General features: G+C 43.4%; 21 protein-coding genes. 4 read left to right on the top strand and 17 right to left on the bottom strand.

Going from position 1 to position 22,131, the window contains the following annotated elements:
- The first annotated feature begins 98 nt into the window (after positions 1-98).
- Complete coding sequence (locus AC1D69_RS17180; protein WP_495457374.1) at positions 99-929, top strand: NAD(P)H-binding protein; 831 nt, start codon at positions 99-101, stop codon at positions 927-929.
- Positions 929-1,426, top strand: a complete 498-nt coding sequence (locus AC1D69_RS17175; RefSeq protein WP_495457373.1) for an anthrone oxygenase family protein — start codon at positions 929-931, stop codon at positions 1,424-1,426. Before AC1D69_RS17180 ends, AC1D69_RS17175 begins: the two co-directional genes overlap by 1 nt.
- A 1,146-nt stretch (positions 1,427-2,572) precedes the next feature.
- On the opposite strand, the gene AC1D69_RS17170 is transcribed toward AC1D69_RS17175, so the two are convergent.
- The 6 genes from AC1D69_RS17170 to AC1D69_RS17145 all read right to left on the bottom strand — a co-directional run bounded on the left by AC1D69_RS17170 (position 2,573) and on the right by AC1D69_RS17145 (position 8,674).
- Entirely contained in the window at positions 2,573-2,869 is a 297-nt protein-coding gene (locus tag AC1D69_RS17170; protein ID WP_495457372.1) for a putative quinol monooxygenase, read from the bottom strand.
- An 8-nt stretch (positions 2,870-2,877) separates the two neighbouring features.
- Positions 2,878-3,516, bottom strand: coding sequence for a nitroreductase family protein (locus AC1D69_RS17165; RefSeq protein ID WP_495457371.1), 639 nt, complete (start codon positions 3,514-3,516; stop codon positions 2,878-2,880).
- A 25-nt stretch (positions 3,517-3,541) separates the two neighbouring features.
- Positions 3,542-3,943 (bottom strand): MarR family winged helix-turn-helix transcriptional regulator, encoded by a 402-nt coding sequence (locus AC1D69_RS17160; protein ID WP_495457518.1) that lies wholly within the window; start codon positions 3,941-3,943, stop codon positions 3,542-3,544.
- A 362-nt stretch (positions 3,944-4,305) separates the two neighbouring features.
- Positions 4,306-5,892, bottom strand: a complete 1,587-nt coding sequence (locus tag AC1D69_RS17155) for a glycoside hydrolase family 43 protein (RefSeq protein WP_495457370.1) — start codon at positions 5,890-5,892, stop codon at positions 4,306-4,308.
- Entirely contained in the window at positions 5,892-7,868 is a 1,977-nt protein-coding gene (locus AC1D69_RS17150; RefSeq protein WP_495457369.1) for a YjhG/YagF family D-xylonate dehydratase, read from the bottom strand. The genes AC1D69_RS17155 and AC1D69_RS17150 overlap by 1 nt, the downstream gene beginning before the upstream one ends.
- 47 nt (positions 7,869-7,915) lie before the next feature.
- Positions 7,916-8,674, bottom strand: a complete 759-nt coding sequence (locus AC1D69_RS17145; protein WP_495457368.1) for an IclR family transcriptional regulator — start codon at positions 8,672-8,674, stop codon at positions 7,916-7,918.
- A 99-nt stretch (positions 8,675-8,773) separates the two neighbouring features.
- Here AC1D69_RS17145 and AC1D69_RS17140 point away from each other — a divergent pair, with 99 nt between their 5' ends.
- The gene (locus AC1D69_RS17140; RefSeq protein WP_495457367.1) at positions 8,774-9,709 is read left to right on the top strand and encodes a dihydrodipicolinate synthase family protein; all 936 of its coding nucleotides are present in this window, start codon (positions 8,774-8,776) and stop codon (positions 9,707-9,709) included.
- A 77-nt stretch (positions 9,710-9,786) separates the two neighbouring features.
- Here AC1D69_RS17140 and AC1D69_RS17135 read toward each other — a convergent pair whose 3' ends face one another.
- The gene (locus AC1D69_RS17135) at positions 9,787-11,469 is read right to left on the bottom strand and encodes a M20/M25/M40 family metallo-hydrolase (protein WP_495457366.1); all 1,683 of its coding nucleotides are present in this window, start codon (positions 11,467-11,469) and stop codon (positions 9,787-9,789) included.
- Positions 11,470-11,828: 359 nt separating this feature from the next.
- Between AC1D69_RS17135 and AC1D69_RS17130 the strand changes: the two genes are divergently transcribed.
- A complete protein-coding gene (locus AC1D69_RS17130; protein ID WP_495457365.1) occupies positions 11,829-12,524 on the top strand; it encodes a CAP domain-containing protein in 696 nt (231 codons plus the stop codon).
- A 133-nt stretch (positions 12,525-12,657) separates the two neighbouring features.
- On the opposite strand, the gene AC1D69_RS17125 is transcribed toward AC1D69_RS17130, so the two are convergent.
- From AC1D69_RS17125 to AC1D69_RS17080, 10 genes are all read right to left on the bottom strand, one after another.
- Complete coding sequence (locus AC1D69_RS17125) at positions 12,658-13,041, bottom strand: nuclear transport factor 2 family protein (protein WP_495457364.1); 384 nt, start codon at positions 13,039-13,041, stop codon at positions 12,658-12,660.
- 370 nt (positions 13,042-13,411) lie between these two features.
- Entirely contained in the window at positions 13,412-14,560 is a 1,149-nt protein-coding gene (locus AC1D69_RS17120; protein ID WP_495457363.1) for an ABC transporter permease, read from the bottom strand.
- Positions 14,561-14,562: 2 nt separating this feature from the next.
- The gene (locus AC1D69_RS17115) at positions 14,563-15,681 is read right to left on the bottom strand and encodes an ABC transporter permease (protein WP_495457362.1); all 1,119 of its coding nucleotides are present in this window, start codon (positions 15,679-15,681) and stop codon (positions 14,563-14,565) included.
- 33 nt (positions 15,682-15,714) lie between these two features.
- A complete protein-coding gene (locus AC1D69_RS17110) occupies positions 15,715-16,650 on the bottom strand; it encodes an ABC transporter ATP-binding protein (RefSeq protein ID WP_495457361.1) in 936 nt (311 codons plus the stop codon).
- A gap of 123 nt (positions 16,651-16,773) precedes the next feature.
- A complete protein-coding gene (locus AC1D69_RS17105) occupies positions 16,774-17,910 on the bottom strand; it encodes a sensor histidine kinase (RefSeq protein ID WP_495457360.1) in 1,137 nt (378 codons plus the stop codon).
- Positions 17,907-18,566, bottom strand: coding sequence for a response regulator (locus AC1D69_RS17100; protein WP_495457359.1), 660 nt, complete (start codon positions 18,564-18,566; stop codon positions 17,907-17,909). The genes AC1D69_RS17105 and AC1D69_RS17100 overlap by 4 nt, the downstream gene beginning before the upstream one ends.
- 78 nt (positions 18,567-18,644) lie before the next feature.
- On the bottom strand, positions 18,645-19,421 hold the full coding sequence (locus AC1D69_RS17095; RefSeq protein WP_495457358.1) for an oxidoreductase: 777 nt from the start codon (positions 19,419-19,421) through the stop codon (positions 18,645-18,647).
- Positions 19,354-19,722, bottom strand: a complete 369-nt coding sequence (locus AC1D69_RS17090) for an oxidoreductase (protein WP_495457357.1) — start codon at positions 19,720-19,722, stop codon at positions 19,354-19,356. The genes AC1D69_RS17095 and AC1D69_RS17090 overlap by 68 nt, the downstream gene beginning before the upstream one ends.
- Before the next feature lie 327 nt (positions 19,723-20,049).
- Positions 20,050-21,393 carry an FAD-binding oxidoreductase gene (locus tag AC1D69_RS17085; protein ID WP_495457356.1) on the bottom strand — a complete coding sequence of 448 codons (1,344 nt, stop codon included), beginning with the start codon at positions 21,391-21,393 and terminating at the stop codon, positions 20,050-20,052.
- 540 nt (positions 21,394-21,933) lie between these two features.
- Positions 21,934-22,131, bottom strand: a 198-nt coding sequence (locus AC1D69_RS17080) for an IS3 family transposase (protein WP_495457355.1), incomplete at its 5' end; no start/stop codon positions are given.

Genomic DNA, 22,131 nt, shown 5'->3' with positions numbered 1-22,131 from the left:
ATAGTGACTTCAACACTTTAGCATGCTATAGTTTGTTTTCACATACAAATATTGGGGTTAATGGTTTTCTATTTAATTAAAACTATGGAGGAATAACTATGACTGAAACCCTGTATTTGGTGATTGGAGGAACAGGTAAAACTGGACGACGCTTAGTAAAAAGATTTCAAGACACCGGCTTACCTTTTCGATCCGTCGCGCGTTCGACTCCTATTCGGTTTGACTGGACCGATCCATCAACATGGCATGATGCATTGCAGAACACAGAAGTCGCATATATTACGTATTCGCCAGACCTTGCTGTCCCAGGCGCCGCCCACGACATAGGGGAATTCTCGAAACTCGCTGTCGAGTTAGGTGTAAAACGCCTTGTGCTGCTTTCGGGACGTGGCGAAGAAGGCGCCGAACGAGCTGAAGAAGCATTGCGAAACTCCGGTGCTGATTGGACGGTCTTGCGCGTCAGTTGGTTTTGCCAAAACTTCAGTGAAAATTTCTTACTTGATCAAGTGATGGATGGGGCAGTTGTATTGCCGGTTACCGATGTGAAAGAGCCGTTTGTCGATGTTGATGATATTGCGGATGTTGCATTTAAAGTATTAACGGAGCAGGGTCACACTGGCCGAATTTACGATATTACCGGCCCACGACTAATGACCTTCGCAGAAGCGACTTCAGAAATCTCCAAAGTCATAAATCGCGACATCGCCTATATCCCTATCTCGATCGAAGACTTCGTTGCAGGAATGCGTGAGCAAAACTACCCGGAAGATGCGATCGACTTAATGACGGAATTATTCACAGAAGTCCTCGATGGCAGAAACGCATACCTGGGCGATGGAGTGCAGAAAGTACTTAATAGAGAACCTCGGGACTTCTCACTATACACCCAAATTACTGCTACTACAGAAGTATGGGGTGAACGGGTATAATGATGCGTGTTGTTTGGGCTATCGAAATTTTTGTTATTGTTGGCTCTGCTTTAATGGCGGGTATTTTTTTCGCATTCTCAAATTTTGTAATGAAATCGCTTTCAGATATACCTCATGAAATGGGCATTAAGGCAATGCAATCAATTAACGTGAATATATTAACTCCACTCTTCACATTATTCTTTATGGGTACAACTTTGTGCTGTGTGATCACAACGATTTACTCCGTCATGAGATGGAGTCAAACCGAATCGAAATGGCTTTTGGCAGGGAGTTTATTATACATTATAGGGGTTTTCCTTGTCACTGTGACGTTTAACGTACCAATGAATAACGATTTGGCAGCGGTGACTGCCGGGAGTGACGTGGGTGTCCAAATTTGGAACAAGTATGTCGTGGACTGGACTACTTGGAACCATATGCGTACAATTGCTTCCATCGGAACTTTGATTACTTTCGTTGTGGCTTTCATCTATTCGAAAACAACTTGGCTGTAGTTAAGAGATACCTACGACGAACCCCTAATGGTTCGTTACTATCTTTGGTAATGCGGTAAAACATTATCTATAACAGAAACACAAAAACGAATAACGCATTGTCACAGACAATGTGTTTTTCGTTTTTGTGTTTTTTATAGTTTGATTCTCATGTCCGTTGCGAGCTATACACCTAGATTCACATCTGGATGTACTTTTGACTCTTGAACATAAGGTTATATTTTTGTTAAGGGTTTACTGTTGTCTCTTTTGCAGTGATTAATTACACATTAGGATACGCTATTGAATTTTCAGTTATATCCATTCCGATTCCGTAAGAAGTTCTTATTATTCAGAACTTTAACTAGCTATACAAAAACGACACGTATGTATTCCTCATTCTTTAAGCTATCAAGATGAAGCAATTCCAGTTCTTCAACAGAGATGCGATGGCTTTTTAGTTTTCGTTCGTCATCTACTGCCCAGAACCGAATTAATTTGCACAGCTTGTTTAGCACCTTGCCCTGCTCATTAGTGAAGTAACGATAGAACAATGACCTATTAGGGATAGTAAGATCTGAAGGAAAAGTATACAATATGAACAATACATATATTGGAGAATCAATTATTGAGAGGATTCGAAATGAAAGATAAAAGGAATGGATTGAGAATAAATACGAGATAAAACTTGGGGATATATGGATTAATACAGATATTGGCCATTTTTATTTGGATTATGCCTATAACACGCAGGAATTTATTTTATACCGTGTGGATGGAGAAGTGATTACGAGGGTCGCGATTGAAAAAGCACCAATAAAGGCGGTAAAAACAAACGATGTCTATTATTTAACGAGATATGAGCATAGTATACTCGATAGGATATCGAATACATATATAATTCATCATTATTCCATTTGATATATAAAAAAGCTCCAAGTTTTTTATTAATCAGACCATTGTGATCAATAGACGGATCATCATTAACAGGAAAAATTACGATTTATTCTCTTACATTTAATCATTCTTATTGACAACTCACTTGATTAAAGCACAAGAACTTATAAATATATATAACCGATCCATCCCTCATAAAGAAGCCTTAAAAGAGGATAAACTCTTTTAAGGCTTCTTCTTTAAATCAATTAATTTCCTTTAGATCTTTAATTATTTGCTGATGGGTTCACCTATGAAAGCTTGAGCATGTAACGGTGCTGTCAAGTATTTTGGTGCTTTTGCTACGAACGCCTGAAAATGGCTACTTGCATTGTGAGCTCCTACTGCTTCTTGGTCTTTCCACTGTTCGACCATGAGATATGTGTCATCCTTATCTGTATCCTTCAGGAGCTTATATGACACATTCCCTGCTTCCGAGCGAGATAATTCAATAAGTTCTTGTACGCACTCCAGAAATTCTGCTTCTACTTCACGATTAATCTTCATTTCTGCATGAATAATGATCATAGATAGTCTCACTTCCACTCTGCAATACGGTCAATAGGAAGACGGCTAGTCCTACGTGGCTCTTTAGTAGCTTTGCCTACAGAAATAAGCATAACCGGTACATAACGTTCCTTCTCCATACCAAACGCTTCCGCAATACGGGATTTGTCATATCCACCAATCGGATTTGTATCATATCCACGGGCACGAGCAGAAAGCATAAGTTGCATGGATACTAGACCGCCATCAATCAGAATCATTTCACGAAAAGCTTGTGCTGGTATACGTCCAAAAAGATCCGTATAGTTAGCCATTACTTGATCTTTAATCTCTTGCGGCATATACCCTCTTTCCACATCAGTACTCATAATTTCGTCAGCATTATCAAATGCGTTCATATCTCCGAAAACGGCAACGACTGCAGAGGAAGTTGTAACTTGGTTTTTGTTACCTGGTGCTAGCTCTTCAAGCGTCAATTTACCTTCTGGGCTATCAATGACAAGAAATCTCCAAGGCTGAAGATTAACGGATGACGGAGCCAAAGTCGCTTCTTCCAAAATTTCAGTCATTTCCTCACGGCTGATTGTGACCGTTGGATCGTACACACGCACAGAGTGCCGAGAAGTGATAATATCTTTATAATCATTGTTTAGGGTTGTTTCAGTCATGTTATTTCTCTCCTATTCTCTATCATTAATTGGTCTTACTTGTTTCTTTCATTCGTTGAATCTGGCTGTTCAGCTTCTGTAGAGCTTGAATAAACCCAAGTCGTTCTGATTCCGTGAGGTCTTCCTGCATTTCCTCAAGAAAACGATCTTTCTCCGCTTTAAACATTACTACTTTACGTTTGCCTTCTTCGGTCAGCTGAACTAAGGTAACCCGATTGTCGCTCTCAGACCTAGTTCGCAGAAGTATTCCTTCTGCTTCCAATTGCTGAACATGACGGGTCACCGCAGCTGGATCAATAGATACTGCTTTCTGCAGATCCGACTGACTTATTTGCCCACCCATTAGTTTGCAAAGGAGTTCGAGCCGATTGGGACTAACTCCAGCACATTGTTCAAACCGGGTCGCAATATGCTTGTTTAAATGCATTAGCAAGTATAATAGATCTTCTGTATGACATGTAGAGATAATAAAGACCTCCTTTAAATCATTGACCCATCAATAGTTGATGGGTCAATGATAAAACTTTATTTATAAAAAATCAAGTCTATTCACAAAACTAAGTTTTCTATTTGGGAATACCTCTCAAGTGGACAGATTGAAAAAAGCTATGACGCCAGCACGGGCCGATACTCAATAACGTCTAAAGTTCCGTCACCAACCTTGTAATTGCCCATTTTCCAAAGGATATCTTTCTTGTCACCATCTTCCATTCCTATGTGGAAGATAATCGAATCAATGGCTTCATTCAGTTTATGGGAACAAGAGTTTCATTTTGTGAATGTTAGTATTCAATAAGGAATCTCACTGTACTCAAAATGAGCAAAGTCTGCTGTACGGTATGTTCCAGCGAGGTCCTGAACGCACATACCGATAAACGTCCCCGTAAACCTGATACAAGCCGGATAATCATCAGATAAATGACAAATGTCTAGGCGTGGGCCAATCTTCTCCCAATCTGAATCTGAAGCACTGTAATAAAACTGGATGTACTCCCGTTCTATCAGCGCTTTCAACTTGCAGCTTGCACCAGAGCGTAAGGGAACCTCGGCACACAGAGTATCCTCATATACACCGTCTTTAGAGCGGACAATGCCCAGGCATTTACCCAATTCCTCATCATGAGTAATCCGCAAATAGACATAATCCTTCGTATCATAATAAACAATAAGTCCAGCCATCTGCTGAAAATGCTCTGGCTCGAATTCAACAACAGTCTCAGCGCTACAGTTAAAAGCCTGCTGACGTAATGCGACTAAACTTTGGCGGTGCAAGGAACTCATTGAATCTCTCCCTCTTAAACGCAAGAAACCTTGCCGTTCCTTCAGTGAGAGCCAGGCTTCATCAGCTGGAATACGCAGGGTGCTCCAGCGAATATCCAACTCCGGCGAGTCAAAGTCATCTCTCTCAGCAGGTAGCTCAAAAGGCTGGGCTGGAATATTCGGACCTTGTACGGTAATGGAGGGTCGGTTGCTTCCATCCTCAAGTGTTAGCCATTCATCCTCCGTGAATCGACAACGCTGAATCGCAGTCTCTCTGCCCAAGTTGCAATACTTGTCCTTTACCGGTCGACCGCACAAATGGACCATGTACCACTCATCGGTATGGGTCTGAACAAGACAGGCATGCCCCGCCTTTTGCAGTTCTAACCCTCTATCGCCGGCAGAGGTCAGGACCGGATTGCTTGGATCAGTTTCATAAGGACCCTCAATATTCCGCGACCGAGCTACCGTCACTGCATGGTCATACTGAGTGCCTCCTTCTGCTGTAATGAGGTAATACCAGCCGTCTTTATGGTATAAATGAGGGCCTTCCGTCAGCCTTAGTTCTGTCCCTCTATAGATAGGAAGCACTGGACCCACCAGTTGCCCCAGCTCTGTAGAATATTCTTGTAGCACTATCCCAGCGAAGCTGTTCTTGTACGTCCGGTGATCCCATAACATATTGATCAGCCATTTACGCCCATCGGTATCGTGGAACAGAGAAGGGTCAAAGCCGCTACTGTTCAGATAGAGCGGTTCAGACCAAGGACCCTCGATACTCGGAGCGGTGACCAGATAATTCGGTGTATCTTTGAATGCCCCCTGTCTGCTTTTGACATCCGTATAGATGAGGTAGAAGGTTCCATTGTCATAGCTGAGGCACGGGGCCCACACACCACCGGAGTCCAGATCCCCTTCCATATCCAATTGTGATTGTCGTGTAAGCGCATGCGTAAGTGGACGCCAATGAACTAGATCGCGGGAATGGTGAATGCGGACGCCGGGAAACCATTCGAATGTGGATGTGGCAATGTAATAATCTTCTCCCACTCTGCAGATCGATGGGTCCGGATGAAAGCCGCGGAGAATCGGATTATGAATTATATTTCTATTCATTATTTCCACCCCAATGCTTGCCGGCCCGCATCTATGGCGGCAATAATTTTATCGGTATCATAGACACAGCCCTGCCATGTTCCGCCACTCACGGACTGTAGTGCAGCCCATAATCTGGTATCGTCCGGCAATCCCGGATCAACGGCCAAGAACGGATGCTCACTGCGGACAGCCAGAAGTTCAGCTCCGTCTTGCGAACTGCCCGGTTGCTCCCCGTCACCAACTAGATTCACACTTCCTTCAAGCTTAACTGTATCGACAATAATCTCTATCCAATCACCGTCTCTTAGTCTACCAAGAGGGCCTCCGGCTAGTGCTTCCGGACCGATATGCCCAATGCATGCTCCTGTAGAGACCCCAGAGAAGCGGGCATCCGTAATCAGAGTAACGTACTTGCCGAAGGGAAGGTGCTTCAACGCGGATGTTAACTGGTACGTTTCTTCCATTCCGGTACCGCTGGGTCCACGACCGATGACAGCAAGGATATCTCCCGCCTGGATAAGTCCAAGCTTAATGCTTCGGATTGCATCTTTTTCCGCAGTAAATACTTTAACTCTTCCTGTATGCCGATAGATGCCTTCACTGTCCAGGACAGAGGGATCAATCGCTGCCGACTTGATGACTGAGCCCTGCGGAGCCAGATTTCCGGTTGGAAAGGTCATTGTGGAAGCCATTCCCTGTTTCTTCGCCTCTTGGGGACTCATAATGACGGTATCTGGATCGATGCCATCAGCCTCTATCAGGCGGTTCCGCATGTCCTGACGTCTTTCCGAGGTTTCCCACCAATCGAGGTTTTCTCCAAGGGTCCTCCCTGTTACCGTAAGAACGGAATCATCAATCAGTCCCAGTCGGCGCAAATGCAGCATGACTTCGGGGACGCCTCCCGCAAGAAACACGCGAATCGTCGGGTGCGGAACCGGCCCGTTCGGCAACACGCTGACCAGACGAGGTACCTTGCGGTTGACGTCATTCCAGTCTTCGACGGTCGGAATGCGTAGTCCTGCGGCATGGGCAATGGCGGGCAAATGAAGCAACAGATTTGTAGATCCTCCGAATGCAGCATGAACCACCATGGCATTGCGTATTGCTCGGTCTGTCAGAATATCCTTCATGACCATTCCACTGCGCTCCATTTGCAGTAGTGCGCGGGCAGACTGTCGTCCCATGTTCTTCCATACAGGCTGTCCCGAAGGGGCCAGAGCGGAATGGGGAACCGACATGCCTAGCGCTTCGGCGACCACCTGGGCCGTAGCAGCCGTGCCTAGAAATTGGCAACCGCCGCCTGGCGTTGCGCAAGCACGGCACCCGAGATCTGCTGCTTCTTCCAAGGAAAGTTCCCCATTACTGAATCTCGCCCCGATGCTCTGCACTTTACCTGCATCTTCCCCGTGTATAGGCGGCAGAGAAACACCTCCTGGCACAATAATTCCCGGAAGATCACGCATGCCAGCCAAGGCCAGCATCATCGCGGGTAGCCCTTTATCGCAGGTAGCTACGCCAATCACTCCTTTGCGTGTAGGCAGAGAGCGGATTAAGCGACGAAACACCATAGCAGCATCGTTCCGGTAAGGTAGGGAATCGAACATTCCCGTTGTCCCCTGGGAGCGGCCGTCACAGGGATCGCTGACATAGCCAGCAAACGGAATCCCTTGATGTGCGGTGATCTCCTGAGCAACCTCTTCCATCATCAAGCCGATTTCCCAATGGCCTGTATGGTATCCAAGAGCAATCGGACTGCCGTCCTCACGTCGGATCCCCCCCATCGTACCCAAGATGAGATATTGCGACCCATTTAAAAGTAGCGGATTCCAGCCCATCCCCGTATTCTGGGTCATGCCGAAGATTTCACCACTCGGCGCACTCCGCAGCATATCTCCTGTAATCGGGAGGCTGCCGGATGGTCCTTCGGCAACGGTATCGACCGGTATGAACTGTCCTGAATTCTCCCTCATAATTTCTGGCAAGCTAAGTTCCATTGTTAACCCTTCTTTCTACCTTGTAATGTAGAGCAAGCATCGAAATATTAAGCAAGAGATAGGCCAATCCCCAACTGGATGACTTCCTTAAGTGCTTCGTCCTGTTTGTCCAAGTAGGCATGTCGCATCATGGAAGTGCTCACTGCCGCAACGGCTTTCCCGGAAGCATCGAAAACGGGAGCAGCTACACAGCAAATTCCCTGAATAATCTCTTCATCATCTACCGCATACCCATTGGAGCGGATTTCAGCCATTTTCACCATGAATTCCTTCCAGTCTGTCACGGTATGAGATGTTACAGGAGATAAAATCTTGTCTGGATACCGCTTCTCCAGTTCTTCAGGCGGTAGCAGTGCAAGCAACATCTTACCCATCGCTGTCGCATGGGCCGGAAACCGCATGCCTGGACTTGATTCCAACTTCACCAGCGATGGCCCTTCCTGTTTAGCTAGATATATGATTTCATTCCTGTCCAGAACGGACAACTGGAAGGTCTCCCCGATGCTTTTGACACTCTCCATTGAAGCCTGCAAAAATTGCTCAACCAAATTGTAATTCTGTTTATTCGATTCAATAAACACCGAATTAAGATAAGCCATTCCCGCTCCGAGGGCATAGGCTTCCCTTTCATCCTTACTCACCCAGTTCAAAGCCTCCATCGTCCGTAACAAGGAAAACATTGAGCTTTTGTTGATCGCTGTGGCCTCGCACAGATCGGTCATTTTATATTCCCCCGGCTTCCGGGCAATCGCCGTCAGTATCATATCGGCTCGTTCTAACGCGGGAACCCAATATTTACGGTCCACCCCTTCAATCCCCTCTCTTAAAAACAACAATTGATAAACTTTATAAGGTTCAATATAATAATCACAAGTTTATAATATCAAACTAGGAGGTAAAAACAAATGAAAAATAAAATTATTCATACAAATGCAGGCATTATCCCCCCTGTCCCTACTATTTTGAATGAGGAGCAAAAATTTGATCGTACTGGGATGGAACTTCTAATCAACAACTTGATTGACAAAGGCGTTCACGGCCTGTTCTTCCTGGGAACCGCTGGGGAATTCAACCAGTTCAATGCAGAAGAGCGGGAAGAGATTGCGGAGTTCTGTATTCGCTGCACGGATGGACGTCTTCCAGTCTGGATTGGAACAGGCAGTAACACAACGGCAGAGGCCATTCGTCTTACTAAGCATGCCGCACACAGCGGGGCAATCGGCGTTGTCGTCATTAACCCTTACTACTGCAAGCTAAGTGAAGAAAGCCTGTTCGCACATTATGCAGCTATCGCCGAAGCGTCAGAGTTACCCCTTATGCTCTATAATTTCCCGGCGCTTACTGGACAAGATTTAAGCCCTTCTTTTGTTAGACGTCTTGCGGAACGTTACGCCCATGTGGTCGGCATCAAAGAAACAGTAGACCAACTTAGTCACATCCGTCAGATGATTCTGATGGTTAAGGAAGTTAATCCGGCGTTCGCGGTATTCTGCGGCTTCGATGAATACTTACTGCCTACCCTAGCGGCAGGCGGAGCTGGTGCCATTGCAGCCAGTGCCAATTTTGCCCCGCAACTTATGCTGGGTTTATATAAGAGTTATCAGAACAATAACCTCCAGGAGGTGCTTGAGTACCACCGGAAGCTAATTCAGATTCCGCCACTTTATGCACTCGATGAGCCGTTCATTCCCACGATCAAGGAAGCGGTTCGCTTGGCCGGTCTCTCCGTCCCAACCTTCAGCCATACACCGTCAAACCCTTGGGATGACATGAAAGAGCAACAGTTGAAACAAATTTTTGACAAGGCAGGCATCGCTTCTTCGGGTAATTTGGGTGGTTAATAGCTATCAAAATAAACAGAGTAGCGTTTCTCCCCTGTGGAGACTCGCTACTCTGTTTATTTTGCTACTTCAATGCATCAAACGTTAAACTGACAATTCAACACTGAGTTCCTTCTACAAAACACAGGATATATTAAAGTGAATGCTAACGCTGAAACTGTCATTAGTATTCCTGCTAAATCTAGCGTCATCATATCATTCACGAGCCGAATCATCGGTGTTAATAAAATGAAACCAGCTGTCGCAAATACTGCCGAAATCCATGTCCATGAACCCTCACGATTCAGGAAGGACAGGTTCATGCCGATCAAGCTAAATATAAGAGGCCATGTGAATAAATAGCTACCGCCAGTCAGATACAGTGTAGTCGCAATACAGAGTATAAGCCATAGAAGTAATGAGCCCATCCAAAGATTCTCTGTACGAATATAGCGTGAAAGTAATCGTATGAAGAGGAAAGAAATAGTGATCGTCAAGATCAATAATCCAAGAAGATAGTACAAACTAATTTGAGGATCTAACAGTAACGAGAAGTATTCATCTTCGGATATTATTGCCTTTAATCCGTTCCATAAAAGTGTAATAACACCGTATATAATCCCTAAATTCAGCAATGTAATTAGGAATCCACCTGTCATCCCTTTAAGATGAATACGACCTCTGCGTATGCCGTGCCACACGGTTATGGCAAATAATAATACACCAAAGATCATGAACCATGTCGCCAAAGATTCTGGATAACTAACCACATTCCAACCGATAACGTTAAAATACACCCGATCTTCTTGTTCCACTTGAGTCAGATCCAAATTACCAAAGTGTTGAGTCAAGCTAAGCATATATTCCCCATGGTGTTGCAGGCTGGCTTGATCCAGATTTTCCGGTGTATCGATTGGATCGTGATAAGCGTCTAACCCCGAACCAAAGGCAAAGTTCAGTCCTGCTAATCCTCCTTCACGGAAAATCGTCAGGTCTGTGTCGTTAGGCATTAGTTTATACAGATTATACAGTAGTGAATACGCCAGTGGTTGTGGAGCTGCATTCAAAAACTCCTTTACGATCCAGCCATTCTGCTCACTCGTCTCAAACATAAATGACTCACCTTTGTTCCCGCGCGCTTCAAAATTAAGAACGAGTCCAACATCTTTAGCCCATGGATGTTCATCCGTAAAGGCTCTTGATCCTAGTAATCCTGCTTCTTCACCATCTGACATGAGCAAAATGACATCATTCTTTAACGGCCCAGACATTTGTAAAATACGCACCGTCTCCAACATAGCAGCAATCGCTGCACCATCATCTGCCGCTCCCGGACTAGTAGGTACAGAATCATAGTGACCTGCAATCATGATCGCTTTACTGTTATCGGTCCCTGGAATTCTCGCAATGATATTTTCGACATTTCCTGTAAACACTCGCCCAAACCATTCATTTGTTACAGAGGACTTCTGAACTTCAGGACTTAAGCCAAGCCCTTCAAGCTCTGATATGAGATAATCCCGCACTTTATCATGCTCAGGTGTCTCAATAGGATGTGGTTCCTTAGCGATCACTTGGAGCTTCTCCATCGCACGTGCCGACGAGAACGAATCTAGCGGTTCATTTAAATCCGCAGGCTCTGGAGCTTTAATTTGCATTAGGCCTATTACAATAGCGCCAACTATGATGATTGGTATAACGACTCTGTTTACCCATTTTGTTCTTGTATATTTTACTTGTTGTTGTTCTCGGATGGGTTGATCAAATGGAACATGATTCATGGCACTTCCTCAACCTCTCTAATTACTCTGCTTAAATGAAGATGTCTTGAACCTTATCCCCCCTAATTGATGATTTCTTATTATTGATATTCAACATTATTGCAAAATTACCTTTGCTAAAATAGCGGTTCTTTGAACTATCTTACCTGGTGCTAACTCTATATGAGATATTATTGTTGTTATTCGATATTTGAAAACTAAATATAAAAATTAGTCTATCACTTAGAATCTTTTTAAATATAGACAACTATAGTTGGTATTTTAAAAAAATAAGGCTAAAGAATAGTGAATAAATATAGGATGATCAGGAAATCTTAAATCGGTAACTTCACTAACTGACGGACCATGGAGGTTGGCTTATGGTAAAGTTTATCGTACTAGCATTATTATTAATCGTGACAGGTTGTACGAGCGATAATACAGTGACACAAAAGCAAGTGAATTCTAAACAAACAACAATTTCAAATCATGCTCATACTGCTGCACCAACTCCTGTCATAACACAGGCATCATCAACAACTGCATCAAGGATTACAACCAAAGATACACAATACGGATTACCTTCGAATTTGTTGGATCTAATTCAAACACCGACCGCAAATCCATCGAACCCATCACAAGACAAAACTTCCGGAGAAAAATTCCCGACAACGCCAACAAATCAGACACAAGAGATTGAGAAAGATTCATCCCAATTCGCGGAGCAGGTTCTGGATTTAGTAAATCAAGAAAGATCCAAAGCGGGATTAAGTTCCCTGAGTATGAGTGATGAATTGTCAAACATGGCGATGGTTAAGGCACAAGACATGTATAACAACAATTATTTTGATCATAATTCCCCGACACATGGATCTCCCTTCGATATGATGAAGGAATTCGGAATCACATATAATACTGCTGGAGAAAATATTGCTAAGGGGCAAACATCCCCTACCCAGGTTATGAAAGATTGGATGAACAGCCCAGGTCATAAAGCCAATATTTTGAATAATGGTTATACCCATATAGGTATTTCTTTTTATAACAATGCATGGGTCCAAGAATTTACTGGATAACTGACAATTGATTTGGTCATCCGCAGTGAATCAGAATTTAATCTTTCAGAGAACGAAGCCAGCAGCCAATGCTATATTGTTTGTTGGATTCGTTCTCTATTTCCTTCCACAACAATAGCCACGTCCTTATTCATTAACCGAAATCTTCAATGAGTGATATTTTCCCATCTTCAATTCTGAATACTGATTTCCCTTTTAGTTCTAACTTATCTCCTGTTTTCAATCCGTTTGGCAAATCAACACCTAGGATCCCTTCGTAATCAATTATGACTTCTATATTGTCGCCTCTAAAACTACATTCAATTATTGTCTGACAACGACTAGAGAAAATATTAATAGACTTTTCCGCAAGCTCACTAAACTCTTGAATACCCTTGGTCTCCATATCAACTTCACCATTCGTATAATTTCTGAACAGTATGTCCTTATGCAAGAGTCTAATCATCCCCTGGATATCGAACGAATTATAGGCGTTAACATAGTTATCAATGATTTCTTTTGTCCCTGAACTGATCAAGCAATAATCACTCCTTAATAAAGATTGTAAAAGATTCAATTAATCTAAATTCAATTAAGTTGTGCCTTTTCCTTTATCTGGTCCCTCTAAAACTTCAGACAAATGATAATAAATAAATAAGCCGCCAATATGGCGACTTCTAGTATAAAAAAATAGCCTAATAAATTAGGCTATTCAGATATTGCTTATTTAATTGCCAATGATCTCAAGTACGGCACGGTAAATCCCGCTCCTAAAAAAGGGATAATCTGCTTAGGTATTGCTCAATAGTCTCATCCGTCTCGTAAGATTGATTGATCATTTATAATTACCATATTTCTTGGAAACCTCAACGAAAATTCCAAAATCTCATTAGAACCAGATTATTTCCTTAAATGTAGCTTCTAGTATCATTGTTCCTGCCAAACTTATAGATAGCGATTAAAGAAAAAACCACGGCAAAAACAATTAGAATGATCAGGTTCAAGGATAATTCTCCCATGGATACCCCTTGTTGCAGATGGTCCAAGGTATTCAGTAGCCAATATTGCGGAAGAAAGTGTGCGATCTGCTGCATTGTTGCTGGCATTAAGGCAAGCGGGAACATACACCCCGCGAGTAGGCTAGTAGGAATAAGGATCATATTTTGTATTCCACTCGCCGTGGAAGAGCTACTGGAGAATGCCACGATTGCCAGGGAAAGACTTATCGCCACGAGGGCAAATAACACTAGTATTAAGAACATGCTCCAATAGGGAATACCCGGATCAACATGGAAAATACCAATCATTATCCATAGAGTCACTGCGATCTGCAGTATCATCATAGTCAAATTAACAATGACATTAGATAGGACATAGGTTCTTGCATTTACCGGTGAGGATAATAGGCGATAATAGGTCCTGTTCTCTCTCTCCTTAATAAGGATTCCCGATAAACTCGAGGCGGACACCAGCATGAGAATGAGCAGGTAGCCTATCGACTGATTTGTCTTGTTGTGATTGATAGATTGGTCATCAATTTTCTCTGTTGCAAATCCGAAGCTATTCTTTTGATAATTCTCATAAAGGGTATTAAACTTAACTTCATTCCCTTGAGCTGCCCGGCCCACCGAGACCAGATTGTTAATATGCTGATCCAAGTAAGCTTTCAATTGTCCGGTGACCTGAGCGCCTTTAATGGATATGATCTGAACACTAGAAGGATTACCAGCAATCAAGCTCTGTGCGAAACCGGCAGGAAGAATAATCGCGGCATCCAGCTCTCCTGAGGCGATTAGATCCTTTACCTCATTCTCCTCAATCTCATTTACAAGCATGGATTCCAGTCTACCAACTGAATCGATAACACCCTGGGTAATCTTCTGACCTCTATCTTGATTAACGATGCCCATTCTCAATTCAGTATCGCCGGAACCGCCTTGGACCAAGGTCGCGAGCAGAATCCCCAATACAGGAAAGACGAAATATAACAAGAGATTCATCGGCTTCTTTAAGGTAGTTAGGAATGTCTTCCGGATCAGCCATAACGTGTCTTTCATCCTTATAGCCCCTCCCTTCTGCGCATCATAATTATTGCGATACCAAGCAATACGACCGAGAAGCCTATATTTAATATCATCGCGTTAGCCGCCGCAGTAAAACTGCCTGCATAGATTATTTCAAGAAGTGCAGCGTTGGACCATTGCAGCGGAGAGAGAGATGACAGGGTCGCCATGACTCCTGTAGCTTCCGCGACTGGGAAGTAGGAGCCGCCAAGAAATGCTGCTATTTGGATAATAATCATAACAACAGTGCCCGCCGCATTCCCTTTTAACACATAGCTGAACCCAATTCCCAAGCTTACAGCGAACAGAATTTCAGTAAACAGCACCAGAAACGCTAGACCTAAGTGTTCTCCCCAATAGGCGTTAAACATGTATTTACTAGTGAGCACTACAACAAGGGTGAGTATAGCGTTAAGCACGACAAGACCTGCTATTTTCCCTATGAAAATCTCTAGCTTTGTCACCGGCGCTGCAAGCAGTCGGACAACCGTTCTTCTCTTGCGTTCACCGTCTATTAAATCAGCTGCCGTCATGGCACTATATAGAATAATCATGGTCGTCATTGCTATAGCGAAATAGTCCATAGCACCAGGTTTCCTTGTCGCATTCAGTGACTCCTCCACTACATAGCTTGCACCGCCGTTTCCCGTCATGACTGCATCCGCTTGCATGGAGTCCGTCTTATTCACTTCAGTCGCCAAGCGATATCGATCGGTAAACGCTGTAATCACACTTTGTGCAATATCACTTTCAATGAGACTCTGACTGTTGGCATAATAGGTAAGGCCGCTATCCGTAAGCTCAACGTAACCCGTATACAGGTTGTTCTGCACCGCGAGTTTTCCGTCTGTGTTATCAATCGCTCCCTCAAGATGAATGCCAACTTGATGCATCTGCCCTGTGAAATCGTCCCAGTACTTAGAGAGCTCACTTGATGTACTGGTATTCTTATAGAGAACATTAATCTCTCCAACCGTTAAACTGCCGTTAAAAGCATTCGTAAGTGCCGTTCCCAGAATGAGCATGGTTAACAATGGTGATACTAACAAGAATAAGAGCATCTTGGGGTCACGAATGACCCTTATTTCTTTGAGCGCTATTCTGATTATATTCATGATTCGTTGACCTCCTTTTTCCTTCTGCCCCTATTAGTCTCGCAAGCTTCTGCCTGTCAGTGTCAGGAACACCGTTTCCAGGCTAGGCTCATGCTCTTCTACGGAACGAATCTCAATATCGTCGGCCATCAGTTGCTGGATGATCCTGCTCAGATTATTAACCTCGGAATCGGAGGTGATTTTAATGATATGCTCCTCCACTTCAACCTGGTTTACACCAACGATTCCCGCAAGCTTACTCCGATCCAGGTTTTCTGCCGAACGGACCTCTATTCCTATATTTTTCTGATTCGTAATGATGGATTTCAATTGACCTTTGGTCCCTTCTGCGATGATCTTACCGTGATCGATAATGGCGATTCTTGTACAAATCTCCTCGACTTCCTCCATATAATGACTGGTGTAAATGATCGTACATCCCATCTCATTCAGCTTCTTCACGGATCCCAGAATATAATTGCGAGATTGCGGATCAATCCCTACTGTTGGCTCATCCATGATAAGTAACTTAGGCCGATGTGCGATCGCACAGGCAATGTTCAATCTTCGTTTCATACCGCCCGAGAAATTTTTCGGATAGCTCTTGTGCTTGTCGTCTAGCCCTACGAACGCTAATGCCTCAATTACCCGCTCCTTTAACTCCGCTCCCCGGAGTCCATACAATCCCGCGAAGAAATGAACATTCTCGTAGGTGGTCATGTCTTCATAGATGGCCATTTCCTGCGGAACAATCCCGATGTTCATCTTAGCAAATTTACCGTGCTTAGCGATGTTCTTACCCAGCACTTCGATCTCTCCCTTAGTAACCCGAAGCAGTGAGGCAATCATGTTAATGGCCGTGCTCTTACCTGCCCCATTAGCACCTAGAAATCCGAAGATCTCGCCTTCCTTCACAGACATCGTGATATTGTCGACCGCTATAAAATCCCCGAATTTCTTCGTTAGCTGCTTCATTTCTAGGACATTCATTCGTCACACTTCCATTTCGTTTTTAGGATAATGTAATTGTATTAAAAAAGGATGCCCCTGTGACAGTGCACAAGTTCACCCTTAACCCCTGAGAATCCTCCTGATTCAGCTTTGTAATTCTCATTATGGACCATGAGGAATTAATGTCGTGACTTTAAAACCTTTTGAGCCATCAACGATAATCGTTCCATTCACACTTGCTGCCCGCTCTTCTAATCCGATTAATCCCAAGCCTTTTATCACCTTATGCTCCCCTTTACCGTTGTCCGACACCTCGACCTTGATCAAAGTTCTCAGCACTTCGATATGTATGGAGATGTAGGTCGCATTTGAGTGTTTCATGGCATTGGTCAGTGCTTCCTGGGTGTTTTCCTGAATGACTTTCCACTGAATTGGCGAAATAATATCTACATTTCCTTCATGGGTGAGCGAAGTTCTAACCGAACGCTTAGCGGAAAATTCATCAACGAATAGTTTCATCCGATTAATCCCAAGCTGCTCGATTGGTGGCTTCATATTCTTAAGTACAAGGCGAATACTCTCGATTCCGTCCTTGGAGATATGGATTGCATTCTGTAATAACTCTGCCGACTTGTCCGGATCGTAGGTGAGCAAGCGTTTTGATGCTTCCATCTGAATTAATGCACCCGTCATCGAATGTCCGATCTTATCATGAATTTCCTGGGACAGCCGATTACGCTCCTCCAGCTTAAACGTATATTCGGACTGTCTTATGTATTCTTTATTTTCATTCAGACTCTTAGTCAGTTGCTGGATATGCTCATGCCTATTTTCTATGTCCTCTTTGAGACCTCTAATTCTATGTATGTAAGTGTTAAGCAAGAGGTAGTAAAGGAAGCTAAGCATAGCAATAAGACCGTATGTCACCGAGATAGCTTGAGGTCCTTGAGACAGCACCAAGAACGGAGCCAGCATGAGAAGTAGAATGATACCACGTTTACGCAGGTGTATCGTGAACAGTTCATATATGTTCTGAGGGAGCAGGAGTATAAACAAAGGTTGTGTGTATAACGAAGAAGCAGCAATAATCAGTACGGACAACAGAAGTAGGATCGAAGTGATACTAACCTTCTTAGCGATATGGATAGCTATATTCAAACACAGGTAGAGGAGGATGGACAGCATATACCATGGTGATATCACAGCTCCAGATAAATAGGATTGGATGACAACATAGCTCAAGAGAACCGCTTTGAAGCCCATTCTCCAGAATTCTAAAGGGGTTTCTCTCTTCCTCATTTATTCACTTCCCCGGTCAGAAAATAAATCGCAATTTGCGTTCGGTGCGTATGACCCGTCTTGCTTAGAATAGAAGTTATATGGTTGGCAATAGTGCCTTCTGATATGAACAGTTTCTTGGAGATTTCACGATTGGAAAGCCCCTTCGCGATCAGTGACATAATGTCGTGCTCCCTATCAGTGAACAAGTTTCTATCGATCTTACTTACTCTATCTTCTTTCTTATCTACATCCTTGTCCGCTAGCAAATTAGATTTCAGCTTATCTAGTACAGCATCTTGCAGCACATTATGTCCGTTGTAGACGGTAATGATGGCATCCCGGATCCGCTCCGGATCGTTATTCTTGAGCAGATACCCTTTTGCCCCGTTACGGATCGCATCGATAATAAAAGACTCATCATCGAATGTGGTCAGAATCAGCGCTTTGGTTCCTGTCTGCTCGGAGATCTGCTTGGTCGCTTCCACACCATTCATATTGGGCATCTGCACATCGAGCAGAGCTACATCTACTTCATTCCGCAAGCAGAAATCCACGGCTTCTAGACCATCCTGAACGGTTGCCATCACCTCAAATTCATCGAAGGTGGTCAATATGATCCTCATGCCTTCTCGGATAAAGGAATTGTCATCGGCAATTATGACCTTTATTTTCAATTCTGTTCACTCTCCGTTCATCACAGTAAGCTTGAGCTAGGATATGAATAATTTTCTATTTTGACTATATTCTATCACTTAACTATTATCAACTAAGATGAGGAAGAAATAAGAATAGAGGAAGGCTGTAATTGCGGCCTGACATCCGCCTGGACCCGCACCGATGACGAGGACTTTTTTCGCTTTAACGGCCTTCTTCACGTTTTTAATTCTCTCGTAACCTGCAAGTGGATTTACGGCACATTTGATGCTTTCACCTTCTACGACGCTTTTGATGCAACCTTCATTACAGTATATGCAGGAGCGAATCTCATCCGTTTTGTTATTCATGACTTTATTAGGGAAATCCGGATCGGCAAGAAAGGCTCTGGCCACCCCAACAATATCAATCCATCCGTTTTGAAGTGCTACCTCAGCCTTCCCGATATCTCCCAATCTACCATTAGTGATCACAGAATCAAGCCCCTCATCCATTCCCCTGTATCCGAGTTCTGTTGGTAGGAAATGTGAAGGTGTAAATTTAACAATCAGTGGAAAATCCCTTCCCAATTTACCTTGTATTCCTGCAATAATCTCATTCAAAAATCGCATTCTATTCTCAAAGCTTCCCCCATATTCATCTGTACGTGTGTTCCACTTGTGAGACATAAATTTATCAGTTAAATATCCACCATAGGCATGAACTTCAACCGCATCTGCTCCTGCCTTTTTAGCAAGATTAACAGTCTTAAACACTTCAGCCTGAATAAACTTGATTTCCTCTTTTGTTAATTCATCATAATTGTTTTCAGATTCTGGATACAAAGGGAGTTGCAGATACGCTTGCAGGCATGGTACGATCTGGAGCTTTTCCACCTAGTCCAACACCCGGCATGATCTGAATACATATCTTGCAATCATGTTGATGTGCTTGTTCTACGAGACTCTTAAATCCTTCGAAACTTTCTTCTGTTAACGTAGCGGAAGGGCCATGTCCATCAATCGCTTCAGTCGCGATGACATTCGTTAAGATCATGGATGCACCACCTTGAGCTCTTCGAACATAATAATCGACCGTTCTTTCATCAAAATCACCTAACTCGGGTCCTATAGCTGCCATAATAAATCTGTTTTTAAGCGTTAAATGTCCAATACGAATAGGCTGTAATGATTTCATACAAATCCCCCCAAATTCCATACATGTATGGTTGCAAGATTTTCGATAAAGAACTTTTCAACTTGTATTTGTGAAAAATATAACAAAGCTAGTTTAACCTTGCCAAAGGTGTTAATCAATATGTTTAAAACAATTTGTTTGTCTAGTGTATTACAATTAAAAACTTACGAACCCGTGCAGAAACTTACGGTGCTTTTCAAAAAAAAAAGTCGCGATTTCCGCGACTTCTACGTTGCTCAGTCAATGACAACTATACAGAATGGTTTACATGTTATTCATTGTCAGAATGACCATTACCGAGATGCAATGGTTGCTACTTCTTTTCCATTAAGCAGGAGGAATACTTTGCGGATTGTTAAACACATTTTGTGGATCGTATTTCGCTTTTACTTTCTTCAATCTAGCGTAGTTCTTTCCGTAATAAACCGGACCTGAAGGTTTAATGCCTTGGTCTGGTACGTTAATATAGGAGCCTACAATATATGGTTGAAGCTTCTTCCTAGTATTTCGAGTTAAGGCAATATTTCTCGCGGCATTAGAAGGTTTCACCCATGAAGTGTTCCATTCGACATAAAATTGAGCTTTCCGCCAGTAGAATGCGGTGGCTGTAGGTGCGATACGACTTATGGCACCACCCCAGTTAAGGAAATAGAATCCGGCTGGAGTGCCTCCTTCTGCTTTTTCCAGAAATTCACGCATGGGTTTGAATGCTTTATCCGGGAATGGTTGTCTGCCAAAGCCGCTGGAGAACTGGTTACTGAACTTTTGCGGAAGTATTGGATCGGGAGCTAACATAAACTTCGTAGCTTCTGTGTATGGCAGGGAGCGGATGATTTTTTGAGTAGGTGTACCCACACTAAGGATAGGTTCCAACTGGCGGAGGGCATCGCTTTTAGTTCCAAGGAACATACCCAACATACTTACATTCCCACCTTTTTTGGGTCCAACGCTTAATTCGCTACCTAATTTGGTGCTAGCATGTGGGGCCCATACTTGCCATTTTTTCACGACTTTTTCGAACTGAGCCCATGGCCAGGTAATGCGGAATACGGTTGCTCTGGCTGGAGCGCGAAGTACTTTGAATTTATATTTGGTATATACGCCAAAGTTACCGCCACCTCCACCGCGGGAAGCCCACAGGAGATCGGAATTTTGCTTTTTGTTCGCCTTAATGATTCTCCCCTTAGCATCAACCATTTCAAGCTCAAGAAGATTATCACTGATGAGGCCAATCGTCCTTTGCAATGGCCCTATTCCTCCGCCAAGCGTAATCCCGCCGATCCCAACCGTTGGACTGTCGCCAAATGGAGCAATAAATCCTTGGCGAGCAAGCGCATCTACGATTCTTCCTACCCGATTACCTGTCTCCACAACAACCGTTCCATTAGTCTTATTCAACTTAATGTTCTTCATTTCACTAACGTCGATGACAATGCCTCCATTGACTTGTGAAAGGTTACCCTCAAGAGCGTGCCTCCCGCTTCTCGGACGAATAGGGACATTATTTTTGCGGGCCCATCTTATGGCATTTGCAACATCCTGTGTTTTCTGCGCGAATACAAAAACTTTAGGAAATCTATCTGTATGTGGGTCCCAATTCTTACGCGCGGCATCATAGCCTGGATCACCCTTAAAAATGACTCGCCCTGTTAGTTTAACATCTGATTTCACCGATCTATCCACTCCTTATGAATTAATGAGATTAACTTCCATTGCTTAACACGAACAGATTAGGCAGGTTCCCTATAACGTATGATGGAAGTTAATATAGGGTATGGGCTAGTGCTGATAATACAGTGAAGTATTTTTAGCTCTAAGTCATCATCAGTGCTCACAGAAAACAAAGAGGAATGAGGAAGAAACGATGTGATTGCCAGCCATATTGTTACGCCACAGCCGCGCTAGGAGCTACGTGTGGTGCGAAAGGTGGCGGTGTGAAATGGAAGATGAAGAAGCAGAGGTGACGGAATGTAATCGGATATGAACGAGTGAAGGTAATGGAATGCAGGTGGAACGTAATCGAGTATGAACGAGTGAAGGAATGTAATGTAATGGATCGTCATCGGGTATGAACAAGTGAAGGTAACGGACGTAATGGAAGACAATTAACAGGAAATCCTCCTGTTAATTGTGACTTGTACACGTATAGTTGAGCAATTAACTGGAATTTGGACCACCGTCAAGAAAGTAGACACTCCGTTAAGAAATTTATTATGCATTCTTCTTCTTTTGAAAGAGCGCAGCAAAGCGAACCGGCGATAAATAACCAAGTTTACTGTGGATTCGTTTACGGTTATAAAAGAATTCAATATACTGAAAGATTCCATCATATGCTTGCTTCTTGGTCTTAAATGTCGTGCAGTAAACATATTCCTTCTTAAGAATACTGTGAAATGATTCGATACAGGC

The organism is Paenibacillus sp. Y301 (assembly GCF_059445505.1).
The sequence above is the reverse complement of the archived record's forward strand: the minus strand, read 5'-3'. Positions and strand labels throughout refer to the sequence as shown.

Coding starts and splice junctions, on each gene's coding strand:
- AC1D69_RS17135 (WP_495457366.1), bottom strand. CDS start 11,469: ATGAATCATGTTCCATTTGATCAACCCATCCGAGAACAACAACAAGTA.
- AC1D69_RS17175 (WP_495457373.1), top strand. CDS start 929: ATGATGCGTGTTGTTTGGGCTATCGAAATTTTTGTTATTGTTGGCTCT.
- AC1D69_RS17140 (WP_495457367.1), top strand. CDS start 8,774: ATGAAAAATAAAATTATTCATACAAATGCAGGCATTATCCCCCCTGTC.
- AC1D69_RS17120 (WP_495457363.1), bottom strand. CDS start 14,560: ATGAAAGACACGTTATGGCTGATCCGGAAGACATTCCTAACTACCTTA.
- AC1D69_RS17090 (WP_495457357.1), bottom strand. CDS start 19,722: ATGAAATCATTACAGCCTATTCGTATTGGACATTTAACGCTTAAAAAC.
- AC1D69_RS17150 (WP_495457369.1), bottom strand. CDS start 7,868: ATGGAACTTAGCTTGCCAGAAATTATGAGGGAGAATTCAGGACAGTTC.
- AC1D69_RS17115 (WP_495457362.1), bottom strand. CDS start 15,681: ATGAATATAATCAGAATAGCGCTCAAAGAAATAAGGGTCATTCGTGAC.
- AC1D69_RS17180 (WP_495457374.1), top strand. CDS start 99: ATGACTGAAACCCTGTATTTGGTGATTGGAGGAACAGGTAAAACTGGA.
- AC1D69_RS17130 (WP_495457365.1), top strand. CDS start 11,829: ATGGTAAAGTTTATCGTACTAGCATTATTATTAATCGTGACAGGTTGT.
- AC1D69_RS17165 (WP_495457371.1), bottom strand. CDS start 3,516: ATGACTGAAACAACCCTAAACAATGATTATAAAGATATTATCACTTCT.
- AC1D69_RS17170 (WP_495457372.1), bottom strand. CDS start 2,869: ATGATCATTATTCATGCAGAAATGAAGATTAATCGTGAAGTAGAAGCA.
- AC1D69_RS17105 (WP_495457360.1), bottom strand. CDS start 17,910: ATGAGGAAGAGAGAAACCCCTTTAGAATTCTGGAGAATGGGCTTCAAA.
- AC1D69_RS17155 (WP_495457370.1), bottom strand. CDS start 5,892: ATGAATAGAAATATAATTCATAATCCGATTCTCCGCGGCTTTCATCCG.
- AC1D69_RS17110 (WP_495457361.1), bottom strand. CDS start 16,650: ATGAATGTCCTAGAAATGAAGCAGCTAACGAAGAAATTCGGGGATTTT.
- AC1D69_RS17160 (WP_495457518.1), bottom strand. CDS start 3,943: ATGCATTTAAACAAGCATATTGCGACCCGGTTTGAACAATGTGCTGGA.